Origin of the sequence: Coleofasciculus sp. G1-WW12-02 (assembly GCF_040219735.1) — a bacterium.
Classification (GTDB): domain Bacteria; phylum Cyanobacteriota; class Cyanobacteriia; order Cyanobacteriales; family Coleofasciculaceae; genus Coleofasciculus.
Map to the genome: position 1 here is coordinate 1 of NZ_JAVJRX010000157.1, position 15,891 is coordinate 15,891.

Consider the following 15,891-nt stretch of genomic DNA (forward strand, 5'->3'; position numbering starts at 1 on the left):
GCTGGAGGGACACCATTTGCCATTGATATAGTTCGGTAACAGATTTTTTAGATGCACCGTCGGTTCTCCAGAAAGGGGGAGCAGTTATCAGTGAGCAGTTATCAGTTATCAGTGAGCAGTTATCAGTTATCAGTTATCAGTTATCAGTTATCCTGACTTTTCACGTTATGTGGCGCAACTAAGCGTCTTAAGTGTGTAGGGGCGGGTTTCACGACTATCTTTTTGGTTGCACAAGGGATGTGACTAAACCCGCCCCGACTCAGGTTTCTAGACTTCCCGTGAAAAGTTAGCTAATTGTATGGGTTTTCTGGGGATAATCCATCAAATTAGGTGTGTCACGCCACTACTGTAATTTCGCGATCGCGCCTTTTTCTACTAACAGTTTCCCCGTCACTAAATCCTTAACTGTTGCTACCAAAACCCGCCGTTCATCTACCTCAAACTGAACTGAAATCCGGTCAACTCCTACTTGTCCCGGTGGCTCTAAATGTGCCACACAAACCTGTTCGCGATCGCTATCCAAAGAACGATAGGCGGCTTGCTTAGATAACTGACTACTGGTCATCCGTCCTAACTTATCATAAGTTACCTCGGCTTGTGCCATTTCTGCGACTTCGCCGATATCTAAGCGAATTTCCCGTTGTCCTTCAATGGCGACTTGTAAGGTTAACGGTTCCCCACGTTCACAGGGATATTGCATCCCTTTTTCAAATAATGTGAAATAAGAATAAGTTTTAGCATAAGGTTCCCATAAGCGAATGGCGTAACTGTGGCGCAAATAATCATCCACACTCGCCACTTGATTTAACGCTAACGCCCCGTATGCCACTGCTTCAAAGGGCTTATCTAATTTAACCTTAGTCTTGCCAAAATATGACCGGATCAACTGCTGTACGGCGGGAATTAAACAACTGCCCCCAACTAATAACACCTGTTCAATATCACCCTTACTAATTCCTTTTTCCAGGGCAATTGTCAATACTTCATCCAACGCCTCCCGCAATTGTTCTAAAAATTGGCGATTTTCCAGAATCTCTTCTAATTTATCCTGATTTAGTTGCAAGTTGTATGAATTAAATGTCTCCTCATCTAACCAACTTTCCTTCGCTTCTTGAGTACTAGACAAGCGAATCTTTAACCGTTCAGCTAACTCTAATAAATTCTGCCACCCCACCTCACCAATTGCTTCCCTTGACCATCCTTGCTGATGCAGATAGTCTTCGACAATCCAACTGTCCACATCTTCACCACCGATGTATGCATCAGATTTCGCCAACACTTCTGCCCGTAATACCGTTTCGCGATCGCGCTTGGCTGCATCCAATTGTGGTGCAGTACGGACTAAACTTAAATCCAGAGTTCCACCACCAAAATCCACCACCAATACCAAGGAACTGGGACGTTGTACCGCATAGCCTAACGCCGCTGCTGTGGATTCATCCACCAGTTTGATTTGATCCACATCCAGGCGGCGTGCCACCTCGCGAAACCAATCTAAATAGCGATCATAAGCGCCCACGGGTACAGTTAAAATAAGCTGAGAGGGTTGAATTTTTTGAGCCTTTAATTGCTGCCAGATAGTTTTAATAAATTGTTCTGAAACCGATTCAGCCGTGTAATATTCACCATTAATGAGACGCGGAGGCGGTTGGAAGTCCGCCGCTAAATCTCGTTTAAATCCTTTAAAAAAGCGAGCGGGTTGAGATTGTCCTAAGCGCTGGGAACGAACTTGTTCTCCCAGAAGTATTTGGTTATTGTCTTTGATAAAAACTAGGGTGGGAATGACTGGGATATCTGGCTCATTTGAGTTCGTTTTAAACAGGCGAGAGAGTGAACCCAGCCTGAGAGTTTTGGGACTGTTGGTATCGGGTTCGAGTATACTGACGACTGTGTTGCTCGTACCGAAGTCAATTGCAACTGTATTGGTCATTTGTCATTTGTTGATTGCTCATTGTTGATTGTTCTTGGTTCATTGGTAATTCTCTTCCCTGCTCCCCTCGAAGGGCGGGTTTAGTTACATCTGGGTGAGCGAAGAAAGGATAGTAGTGAAACCCGCCCCTACACCCTTCAAAACTCACTAATGTGACAGTCCCCTAGGTAGGGTACGACTGACTTTAGCCGGACAAAGTATTCGATTATGATCTCGATAGCCGACGAATCGAATATAAACGAGTTCTCCTTCTGTGATATCTTCAACATCAGGTTGGTGCAGTTGGGAATTAAAGGGAACCTGTTCCCAAGGTTGACCAATGGGTTCATAGCCCCAACTCTGGATTAGATTTTCTAATGGAGTAAAGAGTGCGACTAAATTTTTAGCCGGTAAATCTGGGCGGGCTTCGATCATCCGGCAAGCGGTGGGATAATTGGTCAGTAGGGGGCGTAGTTGTTCAAAGGTGGTATCTTGGATATCTGTGGATAGTTGCTGCGATCGCGCTTCGAGTTCATCCCGTAGCCGCTTACATTGTGCCTCTAATTCCTTGATTTGACTGGAGTCAGCAACTGAGACTGAAGCAGAATGGTTTTCGGGTCTTTTTTTTGGCCCAAAGCGACTAATGAGTAAAGTGGTGAAGACAAACCACAACAGTAAACCTAGCCCCAAGAGGTTAGGATCATGAGCCATCTTACCTCTCCTTTTACTGTTGATGTAAAGTCGTAGTTTGATCCGTGGTTAGGGTTTCGTCACCTTCATAATATTCTGGTAGCAATTCTTGAGTTGCGACCTCTCCGAGATCCGCTTCAATCCCTTTGGTGGTTTCGGTGCAACTTGATCCAGTGACGCCGATGACGGTTTCAGTGATTTTGCCATCTTTGCCAATGCGATATTCGATCTTTTGATACTCTGCCATAATTCCTTTCCGAACCCAACAATCAACTACAGTTCACACCTCCCCTATTTTACAGTACACAGCACAGTAAGATATCGATTGGATTAGATTTTCTCTAACTCCTGTTCACTCTGGGTCATAACTGACTCTCGCTAAAACTTTTTTGATTCCTTCACAGAAAATTTGAAAGCTACGCGATTTATTGTCGGTAAGGGACAAGTATTTGGCAATCTCCTTAGAGTGAGTGCCGGGATAATACGCTGATTTTGCTGGTAATAATTTCCTGAGTTCTTCTTTGGCATAGTTGAGTTGATCCGGATCTCTAAATTTCTTTTGGTTTTGTTTTTGGCTGAGGCTATGAGGTTTAAGGTTGTAGGCTTTTTCGACAGCAACTAAATCTCCGAGAAACCAAGATTCTAGTTCATGGCAGACAATGCGAATCATTACGTCAGATTTCCCAGCCGTTTGGCAAATTTGTTTTAATTCTGTCTTGAGTTCTTTGCAGTCGTGGGAGTCTTGGTCATGGACAATGACAAACTCTGTGGAGGGGCTGAATTTAAAGGCATTGATTTTAATGGGGATAGATTTAGCCAGATCCTGTTTACCTTGGTGAGTAATACACTTATAGGTAATATGTTCAGGAATTATATCGGGTAATATCTTCTCTAAAACTATCCTCATGGAGAGTTCTTCTAATAAAAAAATAATGTTGTAGCTCATTATGGTGCAACTCCTTCAAACCAACCTTGATTCCATAAATAGCCAGGTAAGTCTCCAGCTTCAACTAAAGCTTTGAGCGTTGGGTTATTGGTAGCTTTGTATATTTTGGTGATGCCTTGTTCTTTGATCAGCCAAAAAATACTGTCTAGCGGAACGGCGTTCAGGAAGTCGGGGGAATGGGTAGAAATAAAAACCTGACCACCGCGATCGCTATAGCTAGCAAATTCTTCGGCGAGTTCTTGAAGTAGGGTAGGGTAAAGTTGGTTTTCGGGTTCTTCGACACAAAGTAAAGGGTGAGGTTTGGGGTCAAAAAGTAAAATTAGATAGGCAAACATTTTCATGGTGCCGTCGGAAACGTAGCGATCAATAAATGGATCTTTGAAAGCTTGGTCTTGAAAGCGCAGGATTAATCTACCATCTGCGGTATTTTTGGCTTCGACTTGGGAAATACCCGGAACCCGATCGCGCATTTTTTCTAAAATTTGCTGAAATATTTCGGGATAGTCTTGATAAATATATTGGGCAACTATTGCTAGATTGTCTCCGGTGGGGGAGAGGTGTTCGGCGTAGAGAGCATCTTTACTCCCTCTCGCATCGCTGATATGAAAGTCGGATATATGCCAATTTTCGATTAGGGAACGGAAGGCACTGGCGGCTTTAAAGCGTTGGAATTGCCCTAAGCCTTTGATGGCTAGAATGTCTTGGGATTCTAATTGTTGTTCTTCTCGGTCTAGCTCTGCTTCAGTTTGTTCAAAGTTCTCTTCATTGGTAATGGCATAGCCTTTGCCTTTTTGGAAGTCTAGGAAGTGATAAGGAGAGCCGTATTCGCCACGTTTGTAGCGTAATATTTCTCGCTTGATTACAGGGCGTTTTTTTTCTTGCCCAACAATTAGCACATAAGTGACGAGGCGTTCTGTTTCCAGAATCTTCATGCGAAATTTTAATTCGATTTCGATGTCTTCTTGTTCTTTGCCTCTGGTGATAACTTCATTAAATCCACCTCGAACTTGGAGGGCTTGACGAATGTTATTTTTAAGGGCATCTCGAAGAAAACCAAAAATATCAAATAAAGTAGATTTACCTGTGCCATTTGCTCCAACAATGACACAAAATCCTGGAATATTTTTGATTTCTATGGACTCAAAAAGACGGTAGTTTTTGATTTTGATGGAAACAATTTTCATGATGTTATCCTAATAAACCAGCGCCGAGCAACCAGGGTTGTTACAAGTCATCGACTCAACCTTTAGTTACCGTAGGGTGGGCAAGAGCAACCAAGGATAATATAAACCCTTGCAGGTTTATAATTCTTGCCCACCCTACATAAAATCTATAGATATCTACACCCCATACCCCATAACCCATACTCAGGGCAAGGGTGGAGTATTGGCACGATACCAGGCATCAAGTGCTAGTTGATGCACCTCCCGCCAGGATAAATTATAGTCTCGTGCGATCGCGGCACAGTCTTCATATTCCGGTTGGACGTTGGCGATGGCGTTTTGTACTCCTGAAGCGCGACTGGCAACTTTTACCCGCACCGTGCCATACTTGGTCTCAACTCGCTGAATTTCCCGTTGCAGAATTGTGCGTTGCTGGGTAAAGTGGCGAATACCAAGGGTTGTCGTTTCTCTAAATAAAATATCTTCACAAACGGTTAATTTTTCCGGTGGGCAAATCACGGTGAGTAATACCCCAGGACGAGATTTTTTCATGCCAATGGCTTGGGTAAATACATCCAACGCCCCAGCATTAAATAGCACCTCGAAGACATACCCAATCACTTGGGGATTTAAGTCATCAATTTGGGTTTCTATCACACAAACTGTTTCTTGGCAAGGGTAATCACTGATAAAATTAGCGCCGTCTTGTCCTCGAAACTGAATCCCCAACTCTGAAGCTTCTCCAATCCAAAGTCGCAGGATATTCGGAATCGCCAATTCACTGGTTCCTGCACCATGACCAATCTTGTGCAGAATCATCGCTGGAGGGAGTCCAAATTGGGTGGCAAGGGTAACCGCAATAGCTGCACCAGTGGGCGTGACTAATTCGCGATCGATGCCGTTACTATAAATAGGGACTTGCCGAGATTCCCACAATTTTAAAACAGCAGGAACAGGAACAGGCAATCGACCATGGGCGGCTTGTACTGTACCACCTCCTGTGGGTAAGGGAGAACAGTAGAGTCGGTCAATACCCAACCAATCCAACCCCAAACACGTACCGACAATATCCACTAAGGCATCTGTCGCGCCGACTTCATGGAAATGCACGGTTTCGGGTGTCATCCCGTGAACTGCCCCTTCTGCCTCTGCCAAGTTGCGAAAAATTGCCAAACTCCAATCGACGACTTGTGAAGGTAATCCAGCGGTTGTAATTAGGTGTTCAATATCTGCCAGGTGTCGGCTATGCTCATGGTCTGACGGTTCAGCGTGATCATGGTGATGGGCTTGAGTGAGCAAATTCAGATGGACTTTAGTGGCTAATTGACCTTGGCGGTGGACTGGTTGTGACTCTAACCGATATTCATGGTCAATTCCTAGCCCTTTTAACTTTTCACTTAAATACTCTAACGGCACTCCTGCTGCCACGAGTGCCCCTAAGCACATATCACCAGCAATTCCACTCTGACAGTCTAGGTAGGCGAGCTTTGGCATTACGTTTTGAATCCTGAAGGGTGATTAGCTGTAACCAAAAGGCTGGAAACCTTTACCCATTATTGCCCAAAATTGGGTAGAGATTTGTTCTGAGAGAATGGGTCTGCCAAGAGTATGTATACTTTATTGGTATACCTATCCAGCCAAAAACCACAGCTAGGTAGGTGAGAGAGATAGCCGCCAGTTAGGTGGTGTTAGCCTGTGGACTGGGAAGGTGCCGACACCGCCAGAGTGAAGCAGGAAGTAAGTTCCAGATGTGTCCATAAGTGGACAGATTTGGGTAGATCTTATGTAACGGTCTACATCTATTGTAGGGAAAGGAGAATGGGGGGTGGGGGATTGGGGAGATAGGGAAGATGAGGGAGATGGGGTTGTAGGGGTTTGGTCTCCAAACCCCATTTCTTATGTAGGGGGAGATGGGCAAGGAAAGGACGAATGACGAATGACCAATGACCAATGACCAATAACGATTAAAAATGTTTTAAGTATTGTTACTTTGGCGTGGTATGATCGCCTATGGCTAGATGCGATCCAGCCAATTTTGATGGACTAGCGTTTGCTGCTGCCTGTGAACTTGTCAGACAACTCTGTACAACCCAAGCCCACACCGGAGGAAAGTCCGCCAGGGAGTTCTCAGACTTCCCCTGAAAGTTCCTCAATGCAAGAGTACTACCAACTTAAACAAACGTTGTTGGCGGTCACTCTGGCAATGACAGGGGTGATTTTTGTCTCTGTCTGGATTTTTTACTCACTCAACATCGCCTTGAATTATTTGATCGGGGCGTGCGTTGGTGTGGTTTACTTGAGAATGTTGGCGAAAGACGTTGAGCGGTTAGGTGTCCAAAAAAGGCGTCCGAGTTCGACTCGGTTGGCTTTATTGATTGGGCTATTAGTCGTTGCCAGTCAATGGCAGAGTTTACGCATTCTGCCCATATTTTTAGGATTTCTGACGTATAAAGCTGCGCTTATCGCTTATATGCTGCAAAGCACCTTGTTGCCTACGTCGAAGTAAGTTCCCATTGTCAGGGCAGCCAACGCATCCAAATAGTAGGGTGGGCTACACCCGAACTTAACGCCTGTGGACAAAGGAGATCATTCCTTTGGATGAAGCAGGAAGCAGACTCAGCAATTGTTCGATGGATAATTGTCAATCCGTTCTGTGTAGTCGTTTCAACCAAAGGATAGAAGATAGCTGGGGAAATCTCCGGAATGGAAATGATAGATGGTTTGGCGTTCTATAATGCTTTCCCCCTTGCTGAACTAGAAGTTGGTCAGCATCTGTATTGGCATATCGGTAATTTGAAGGTTCATGGTCAGGTTTTTATTACCTCCTGGGTCGTGATTGCCATTCTGGTTATTGCCTCGATTGCTGCTACCCGCAACATTCAGCGAGTTCCCAGTGGTCTCCAAAATTTTATGGAGTATGCCCTGGAATTTTTGCGAGATTTAGCCAAAAATCAGATTGGGGAGAAAGAGTACCGTCCCTGGGTGCCGTTTGTGGGGACGTTATTTTTGTTCATTTTTGTGGCAAATTGGTCTGGGGCACTTATTCCCTGGAAACTCATTGAGCTGCCAGAAGGTGAATTAGCTGCACCAACCAGTGATATTAATACTACAGTGGCTTTTGCGCTGCTGACCTCCTTAGCGTATTTTTACGCGGGTCTGAGCAAGAAAGGCTTGGGGTATTTTGCTGGTTATGCCCAACCAACTCCCATTCTGCTGCCGTTTAAGGTTCTGGAAGATTTTACCAAACCTCTCTCCCTCAGTTTCCGTCTGTTTGGCAACATTTTGGCAGATGAACTGGTGGTGGCAGTATTGGTGCTGTTGGTTCCCCTGTTCGTACCTCTCCCGGTGATGGCATTAGGTTTATTTACCAGTGCGATTCAGGCGCTGATCTTTGCTACCCTAGCAGCGGCTTATATCGGGGAGGCGATGGAAGATCATCACTAGTTTAAGCTGGTGATGAAGATTTGCTGCTTCCTGGAGCGAGCAATCAAAGAATTCTGCTGTGTCTAGCGGATTAGTGTAGGGTAAGTGTTTCACGTTCGTTTGTTATTTAGTCAAAAGCGAGGAAAAATATCATGGATCCATTAGTTTCTGCTGCGTCTGTTATTGCTGCTGCTTTAGCTGTTGGTTTAGCAGCAATTGGTCCTGGAATTGGTCAAGGAAATGCGGCGGGACAAGCAGTAGAAGGGATTGCCCGTCAGCCTGAAGCTGAAGGTAAAATTCGGGGTACCTTACTACTGAGTTTGGCATTCATGGAAGCACTGACAATTTACGGTTTGGTGGTTGCTCTGGTCTTATTATTCGCCAACCCCTTCTCGTAACCCTTTATGCCACAAGAGCATTCAGACCCCAATGACTGAGGTCTGAATGCTGTTGAAATAAAGGCATCACACATATAGAAGATTTTTTCTTCAATCCATAAGCCGCCGTAGGGGCTTGGTTACCAAGCCCTTGGTTACCAAGCTGTGGGAGATCTGCCACCCGGGAGCAGGAAGTGAACATCAAGGTTGACTAGATTTGGTTAACTTTGAATAAGTTTTAAGGTAGCGGCTATTGAAATCGACAACGCTATCCCATCCCAACGAAAAAGCTAACGATTTTGTGCGCTGTGGGATTACCAAAACATCATGATACATTGGACAATTTTACTCGCTGTTGAAACAGCAGAAAAGGCAGCCAAAGAAGGGGGGTTATTTGATTTTGATGCCACCCTACCTTTGATGGCATTGCAATTTTTAATTTTGGTGGCGGTATTAAATGCGGTTTTTTATAAGCCGCTTAGCCAAGCCATTGATGGACGGGATGACTATATCCGCAAAAACCGCTTAGAGGCACGGGAACGGCTAGAAAAAGCTCAGAATCTGGCTAAACAGTATGAGCAAGAACTAGCAGAAACTCGTCGCAAGTCACAAGCAACGATTGCCGCCGCTCAAGCTGATGCTCAGAAAATAGCTGCCGATAAAATGGCTCAAGCGCAAGCGGAAGCCCAGGCACAACGAGAGCAAGCCCAAAAAGAGATTGACCAACAAAAAACTGAAGCGATGGCATCCTTAGAACAAGAAGTGGATTCGCTTTCGCGTCAGATTCTGGAAAAACTTCTAGGACCAGAGTTGGTTAAGTAACGTCGGCTTTATCTGGGTAGCTGAACAAGCAGGGGTTTGCTGAAGTTAAACCCTTGTCTTTTGTCGGTGGTGTGACCAGAAATAACGCCGGACAAAAATTCCAGCATTTTGAGGCATTACCCAGCGTTAGCGGTAAAGCAGCATAGCAGTTCTCAATTAAAGCAGGTGTATATGGCTATTATGGGTAGTTTTTCAATTTTAGCTACCGCAGAAGGAGGATTTGGTATCAACCTCGATATTTTAGAAACCAATGTGATTAATTTGGTGATTATTATCGGGGTACTGGTTTACTTTGGGCGATCGTTTTTAGGGAAGACCCTATCTGAGCGACGTGCCAATATTGAAGAAGCAATTAGCGATGCCCAAAAGCAGCAGAAAGACGCTGCTGCCGCCTTAGCTGATGCCCAGCAAAAGCTGGCAAAAGCCCAAGCGGAAGCCGAAAAGATTCGGGCAAAGGCAGAAGAAAATGCCAACGTCGCCAGAGAAGCAGTTTTGGCAGCGTCGGCTAAAGATGTGGAACGAATGAAAGCTTCAGCCGTTCAGGATTTAAACTCAGAAAGGGAACGTGCGATCGCACAACTTCGCCAGCAGGTGGTCGCCCTAGCTATGGAGCGTGTCGAGTCCCAAATCAAAAGCCAGTTAGACGAATCGGCACAGCATACCTTAGTTGACCGCAGCATTGAGCGAGTAGGAGCGAGATAATTATGAAAGGAAGTTCATTTAGTGCTGAAGTCGTTGAGCCATACGCAGAAGCTTTGATGTCTGTGGCTAAAGAACATGACCTCGTAGACCGATTCGGTGAAGACGTTGCGGCTTTGCTCGATACTTTGAAAGAATCAGAGGAGTTGCAGCAGTTTTTAGGGAATCCTATTGTCAAAGCCGATGACAAAAAAGCCGTCTTAGAACAAATCGGCAGAGAGCAACTTCACCCCTACATGGTGAATTTTTTACAGATTCTCGTCGATCGACGGCGCATTCTGTTTCTGGGAGACGTATGTAAGCAGTATCAAGCACTCTTGCGGGAGTTAAAACAAGCGGTTCTGGCTCAAGTCATATCCACCGTGGAACTCAACGAGGACCAGAAGCAGGTAGTGCGCCAAAAAGTGCTAGGCATGACCAATGCCCAAGATGTAGAACTAGAAACCCAAATTGACCCCGATTTACTCGGTGGTGTGATTATTAAAGTGGGGTCTCAAGTGGTTGATGCCAGTCTGCGCGGACAACTGCGTCGCATTGGTGTGAGCTTGAGTCGTTCGACTTAATGGTCATCGTTCGTGGTTCATGGTTCATGGTTCATCGTTGATGGTTTCTGAACATGACTTAGCTTGCTTGTGGCGCAAGCGAGTAGGACGAATGACAAAAGACAAAGGATAAAGGACAAAAAAGTAGAGGGATTAGTTGAATGGTAAGCATTAGACCCGACGAAATTAGCAGCATTATTCGTCAGCAAATTGAACAATACGACCAAGAGGTCAAAGTCTCTAACGTTGGTACCGTCCTGCAAGTCGGTGACGGCATTGCCCGGGTCTATGGTTTAGACCAGTGCATGGCTGGGGAACTGGTCGAGTTTGAAGATGGTACAGTGGGCATTGCCCTGAATTTGGAAGAAGATAATGTGGGTATCGTGCTGATGGGCGAAGGGCTCGATATTCAGGAAGGGAGTTCTGTAACCGCGACTGGGAAAATCGCTCAAGTTCCCGTGGGTGAGGCACTAATTGGTCGTGTAGTCGATGCGTTGGCACGACCCATTGATGGCAAGGGAGAGATTCAAACAGGAGAATCTCGTCTAATTGAATCCCCAGCACCGGGTATTATTGCACGGCGTTCTGTTTATGAACCCCTGCAAACTGGGATTACCGCGATTGACGCTATGATTCCCGTGGGACGAGGACAACGGGAGTTAATTATTGGCGATCGCCAAACCGGAAAAACCGCGATCGCGATCGATACAATTCTCAACCAGAAAGAAGAAGACGTTATCTGTGTCTACGTCGCTGTCGGTCAAAAGGCATCTACCGTGGTACAGGTTGTCGGTGCCCTGGAAGAGAGAGGGGCATTAGATTACACCGTTATTGTTGCCGCTAACGCCAGTGACCCCGCCACCCTGCAATATCTGGCACCCTATACCGGAGCGTCTATTGCCGAATACTTTATGTATAAGGGCAAAGCCACTCTGGTTATCTACGATGACTTGTCCAAGCAAGCCCAAGCCTATCGCCAGATGTCCCTGTTGCTGCGTCGCCCACCGGGTCGGGAAGCCTATCCTGGGGATGTATTCTATCTCCACTCCCGCTTGTTAGAACGGGCAGCCAAACTGAATGATGAATTGGGTGGGGGCAGTATGACCGCGCTGCCAATTATTGAAACCCAAGCTGGTGACGTATCCGCCTATATTCCCACCAACGTGATTTCGATCACTGACGGTCAGATATTCCTATCGGCTGACTTATTTAACTCCGGTCTACGCCCTGCGATTAACCCTGGGATTTCTGTATCACGGGTGGGTTCTGCCGCTCAAACCAAAGCCATTAAAAAAGTGGCAGGTAAACTCAAACTAGATTTGGCACAGTTTGATGACCTGCAAGCCTTCGCCCAGTTTGCCTCAGATTTAGACAAAGCCACCCAAGACCAATTGTCACGGGGGGTACGGTTACGGGAACTGCTCAAGCAAGCCCAATACTCTCCCTTAGCGGTGTACGAGCAAGTCGCCCTCGTCTACGCGGGTATCAATGGCTACTTAGATGACATTGAGGTGGAGAAAGTCACCGCGTTTACCAAGGGGCTGCGGGACTACTTGAAAACCAGCAAGCCACAGTTTGGTGAGATTATCAAGGATAAGAAAGTCCTCACCGAAGACGCCGAAAACCTGCTCAAAGAAGCCCTGGCTGAGTACAAGCAGACATTCTTAGTCTCTGTGTAATGGGTTCATGGTTCATGGTTCATCGGTAAAAAGCCATGAACCATGGACAATCAATAATTAACAATGAACAGACTATGCCTAATTTAAAAGCGATTCGCGATCGCATAAAATCCGTCAAAAATACTCAGAAAATTACCGAAGCGATGCGTCTGGTGGCAGCGGCGAAGGTGCGTCGCGCCCAACAACAGGTGACATCGACTCGTCCCTTTGCTGATCGCTTGGCGCAGGTTCTCTATGGGTTGCAGAACCGTCTCCAATTTGAAGACGTCGACTTACCCTTGCTCAAACAACGGGACGTCAAGTCTGTTGGCATACTCGTCGTATCTGGCGATCGCGGTTTGTGTGGCGGTTACAATAACAACGTGATCCGCCGTGCCGAAAACCGCGCCAAGGAACTCCAAAAGGAAGGCATCGACTACAAATATGTCTTAATCGGGCGCAAAGCGATCCAGTATTTTGAGCGCCGGGAGCAGCCAATTGACGCCAAATACACAGGCTTAGAACAAATTCCCACGGCACCTGAAGCCTCAATGATTGCCGATGAATTGCTCTCCTTGTTCCTATCGGAAGAAGTGGATCGGGTTGAACTGGTTTACACCAAGTTTGTCTCCTTAATTAGTTCTCGCCCGGTGGTACAAACATTATTACCCTTAACCGCCCAAGGATTAGAGGCACAAGATGATGAAATCTTCCGCCTCACTACTCGCGGCGGTAACTTTGAGGTACAACGGGAAAAAGTGACGACAGAAAACCGTGCTTTATCCCGTGACATGATCTTTGAACAAGATCCAGTCCAAATTCTGGATGCCTTACTACCGTTGTATTTGAACAACCAGCTTCTGCGGGCATTACAAGAGTCAGCCGCTAGCGAATTAGCCGCACGGATGACGGCGATGAACAACGCCAGTGATAATGCCACTGAATTGATTGGCACGCTCAGCCTGTCTTACAACAAAGCGCGACAAGCCTCCATTACTCAAGAAATTCTGGAAGTCGTTGGCGGCGCCAGCGCTCTTGGGGGTTAGTATCGCTTCCTGGGAATTCAATTAAATCAAAGCGTCGGGGTTAACTCAGGCGCTTTTTATTTGGGGATTGGGTTTAGGTAGAGACGTGCCATGGTGTGTCTGTAGGGGCGGGTTTCATTATTATCGTTTCTATCTCACCCAGATGTGAATAAACCCGCCCCGCTCCCCAGAATTAACCCACCCCCAACAACACTGTAGAGACGTAGCATGCTACGTCTCTACAATGTGACGGATCTTAATTACCAGCCACTTTCAGCTTGCTCTAACACATAAGCCGCAACGTTTTCAATGTCGTCAGGTTGTAAGCGTCCGCGAAAAGCAGGCATAGCCCCTTTTCCGTTTGTTACTTGGGTAACAATTGCTTCCATGGAGTCCATGCCATACTTCTCCAAGGCATCTTTTTTCAGGGTCTTATTTGCCATAACGACATTACCACCACCCATGTGGCAAGCTGCACAGTTGGCACCAAAGATTTGACCTCCTTTTGTCGTATCAGCAGCTAGAGCCGGACGGCTGAATGCCAAACCAAACACAGCGACGGCAAGTAAAATGATGGACAGAATTTTCTTCAATGTAGTTCTCCTCTTCTCAAACACAGACAGTAAGTATTATTGCTCAATTATAAATTGCAGCAATTTGGGACAGAATTGACCTAATCCATCAATCCGATGCTATAGGCATGATGCAATATTGTCCGCCTTTCTACAAATTTTAACAGGACACGCGCCTAATCTAGAGTTTCGTTCCAATTCAAATAGCCGAGACGCCGGGAAGGATGTTCCAGACGTGCCATGGCACTATGGCGAGCTGGGGAAGCTGGGGGAGCTGGGGAAGCTGGGGAAGCTGGGGGAGCTGGGGAAGAAAAAATTAAATTAGAGCTTGAACGATAAACCCTAAAAATTGATTAAATTTTCAGTAAATATTAAGTTTGAAAACAGTCTGTAAAAATTTCCTTACTATTTGATACAAATCTAAAATAGGTTCCATTTTTTTTACTATAAACATCCCACAATGGTGAAGTAAATCACACATTGCTGATTGGGAAACGAATAAAATATCTATAAATCGCGGTTAATCCGTAAACATGAATAGATGTAGTTAAGTAAAGGCAAACCTAAGATGACAGCCGAAAAGATTCATCAGCAAGAGAGTTCTTATAATTGTGAAATGAATGGACGGGTGAATACAGAATTCAGAGATCCTATAGATACTCTAACGAACCTAGGGATTGGACAGAAAAATTTTGTGGCGAGAAAGTTGGAGCGGACGCTCAAAGAATTATCAGATTTGGAATTTGCGTTAGATCGAGCCGCAATCGTGGCGATTACCGATAAGCAAGGTGTGATTCGCTATGTCAATGATAAGTTTTGTGAAATATCCAGATATCGTCGAGAAGAGTTAATTGGCAAAACTCATCGTATTATTAAATCAGGTCATCATCCACCAGCATTTTTCAAAGAATTCTGGACTACGATTGCATCGGGTAAAGTCTGGAAAGGTGAAATCAAGAATAAAGCCAAGGATGGAACCTATTATTGGGTAGATACTACCGTCGTTCCATTTTTGAATGACAACGGAGAAATCTATCAATATTTAGCAATTCGCTTCGATATTACTGAGCGTAAGCAGGTAGAGGAAGCCTTGAAACAATCGGAACAGAAGGCGCGACAACAGGCACAACAACTTGAGGAAGCACTGGAGAAGCTTAAACAAACTCAAACTCAACTGATTCAAAGTGAAAAAATGTCCAGTGTGGGTCAACTCTTGGCTGGAATTGCTCACGAAATTAATAATCCTGTCAATTTTATTTACGGCAATTTGCTTCATACTCGCGAGTATGTGGAAAGCATTTTACATGTTTTGCGTCTTTACCAGAAACATTGCCCGGTGGAGATACCTGAAATTGAAGCTATTATCGAGGAGGACGATATTGAGTTTATTGTTGAAGATTTACCGAAAATGGTGTCTTCTATGCAAATCGGAGCCAACCGCATTCGAGATCTTGTGCTGTCTTTGAGGAACTTCTCACGTCTGGATGAGCAGAAGATGGAGTTGGTTGATATTCATCAAGGGTTAGAAAGTACATTACTGATTTTGCACAATCGCCTCAAAGCCAAAGCTGAACGCCCGGAAATTCAGGTAATTAAAAAGTATGGAGATCTGCCGCCTGTTATGTGCTATGGCAGTCAGCTTAATCAAGTGTTTATGAATCTAATTTCTAATGCAATTGACGCCTTAGAAAATCAGCCTGAACCGCGAAATATTACGCTTTCTACAGCCGTAAAAAGGGGAGAATATTGGCAGAAGCAGGGGATAGGTTTAGAGTGCGATCGCGCTCCTCAGACGCAGTGGGCGGTGATTACCATTGCCGATAATGGACCGGGAATGCCAGAAGCGACTCAGAATCACTTATTCGATCCCTTTTTTACCACCAAACCCACGGGGAAGGGGACAGGGTTAGGGTTATCCATCGCTCATAATATCATCGTGGAAAAGCACCAAGGTCAAATCTGCTGTATTTCCCAGGAGGGAAAGGGAAGCCAGTTTATCGTAGCGATTCCGTTGGCGCAGGAAGGATGAGGGATGAAGGGGGCTCCAGGTGCAGGGGGGCAAACA

Annotated in this window: 16 protein-coding genes; 9 read left to right on the forward strand and 7 right to left on the reverse strand. The window is 45.5% G+C overall.

All coding sequences use genetic code 11. The annotated features are described in order from the left end of the window. Positions 1–343: 343 nt before the first annotated feature. The 6 genes from RID09_RS25040 to larC form a co-directional block, all read right to left on the reverse strand. The gene (locus RID09_RS25040; RefSeq protein ID WP_446338628.1) at positions 344–1,930 is read right to left on the reverse strand and encodes an Hsp70 family protein; all 1,587 of its coding nucleotides are present in this window, start codon (positions 1,928–1,930) and stop codon (positions 344–346) included. Between the two features lie 147 nt (positions 1,931–2,077). Next, a complete protein-coding gene (locus tag RID09_RS25045; protein ID WP_446338629.1) occupies positions 2,078–2,620 on the reverse strand; it encodes a nucleotide exchange factor GrpE in 543 nt (180 codons plus the stop codon). 13 nt (positions 2,621–2,633) lie between these two features. After that, on the reverse strand, positions 2,634–2,846 hold the full coding sequence (locus RID09_RS25050; protein ID WP_446338630.1) for a DUF2997 domain-containing protein: 213 nt from the start codon (positions 2,844–2,846) through the stop codon (positions 2,634–2,636). A gap of 105 nt (positions 2,847–2,951) precedes the next feature. After that, the gene (locus RID09_RS25055) at positions 2,952–3,545 is read right to left on the reverse strand and encodes a DUF4276 family protein (RefSeq protein WP_446338631.1); all 594 of its coding nucleotides are present in this window, start codon (positions 3,543–3,545) and stop codon (positions 2,952–2,954) included. Then, positions 3,545–4,729 (reverse strand): AAA family ATPase, encoded by a 1,185-nt coding sequence (locus tag RID09_RS25060; RefSeq protein ID WP_446338632.1) that lies wholly within the window; start codon positions 4,727–4,729, stop codon positions 3,545–3,547. Before RID09_RS25060 ends, RID09_RS25055 begins: the two co-directional genes overlap by 1 nt. A 183-nt stretch (positions 4,730–4,912) precedes the next feature. After that, positions 4,913–6,202, reverse strand: a complete 1,290-nt coding sequence (gene larC / locus RID09_RS25065) for a nickel pincer cofactor biosynthesis protein LarC (RefSeq protein WP_446338633.1) — start codon at positions 6,200–6,202, stop codon at positions 4,913–4,915. A 568-nt stretch (positions 6,203–6,770) separates the two neighbouring features. Between larC and RID09_RS25070 the strand changes: the two genes are divergently transcribed. From RID09_RS25070 to RID09_RS25105, 8 genes are all read left to right on the forward strand, one after another. Then, on the forward strand, positions 6,771–7,214 hold the full coding sequence (locus RID09_RS25070) for an ATP synthase subunit I (RefSeq protein WP_446338634.1): 444 nt from the start codon (positions 6,771–6,773) through the stop codon (positions 7,212–7,214). 197 nt (positions 7,215–7,411) lie between these two features. Continuing rightward, positions 7,412–8,152: a F0F1 ATP synthase subunit A gene (atpB, locus tag RID09_RS25075; RefSeq protein WP_446338635.1), complete on the forward strand. Its 741-nt coding sequence runs from the start codon at positions 7,412–7,414 to the stop codon at positions 8,150–8,152. A 131-nt stretch (positions 8,153–8,283) separates the two neighbouring features. Then, positions 8,284–8,529, forward strand: a complete 246-nt coding sequence (gene atpE / locus RID09_RS25080) for an ATP synthase F0 subunit C (RefSeq protein ID WP_446338636.1) — start codon at positions 8,284–8,286, stop codon at positions 8,527–8,529. 306 nt (positions 8,530–8,835) lie between these two features. After that, the gene (locus tag RID09_RS25085; protein ID WP_446338637.1) at positions 8,836–9,330 is read left to right on the forward strand and encodes a F0F1 ATP synthase subunit B'; all 495 of its coding nucleotides are present in this window, start codon (positions 8,836–8,838) and stop codon (positions 9,328–9,330) included. Between the two features lie 180 nt (positions 9,331–9,510). Next, positions 9,511–10,032 carry a F0F1 ATP synthase subunit B gene (locus tag RID09_RS25090; RefSeq protein WP_446338638.1) on the forward strand — a complete coding sequence of 174 codons (522 nt, stop codon included), beginning with the start codon at positions 9,511–9,513 and terminating at the stop codon, positions 10,030–10,032. 2 nt (positions 10,033–10,034) lie between these two features. Continuing rightward, positions 10,035–10,592: an ATP synthase F1 subunit delta gene (gene atpH / locus RID09_RS25095; RefSeq protein ID WP_446338639.1), complete on the forward strand. Its 558-nt coding sequence runs from the start codon at positions 10,035–10,037 to the stop codon at positions 10,590–10,592. A 140-nt stretch (positions 10,593–10,732) separates the two neighbouring features. Continuing rightward, complete coding sequence (gene atpA / locus RID09_RS25100; protein WP_446338640.1) at positions 10,733–12,250, forward strand: F0F1 ATP synthase subunit alpha; 1,518 nt, start codon at positions 10,733–10,735, stop codon at positions 12,248–12,250. A gap of 74 nt (positions 12,251–12,324) precedes the next feature. After that, on the forward strand, positions 12,325–13,275 hold the full coding sequence (locus RID09_RS25105; protein ID WP_446338641.1) for a F0F1 ATP synthase subunit gamma: 951 nt from the start codon (positions 12,325–12,327) through the stop codon (positions 13,273–13,275). A 239-nt stretch (positions 13,276–13,514) separates the two neighbouring features. Here the strand turns inward: RID09_RS25105 and petJ are convergent, their stop codons facing one another. After that, entirely contained in the window at positions 13,515–13,847 is a 333-nt protein-coding gene (gene petJ / locus RID09_RS25110; protein ID WP_446338642.1) for a cytochrome c6 PetJ, read from the reverse strand. A gap of 547 nt (positions 13,848–14,394) precedes the next feature. On the opposite strand from petJ, the gene RID09_RS25115 reads away from it, so the two are divergent. Continuing rightward, positions 14,395–15,855, forward strand: coding sequence for a PAS domain-containing sensor histidine kinase (locus RID09_RS25115; RefSeq protein WP_446338643.1), 1,461 nt, complete (start codon positions 14,395–14,397; stop codon positions 15,853–15,855). Positions 15,856–15,891: the final 36 nt, after the last annotated feature.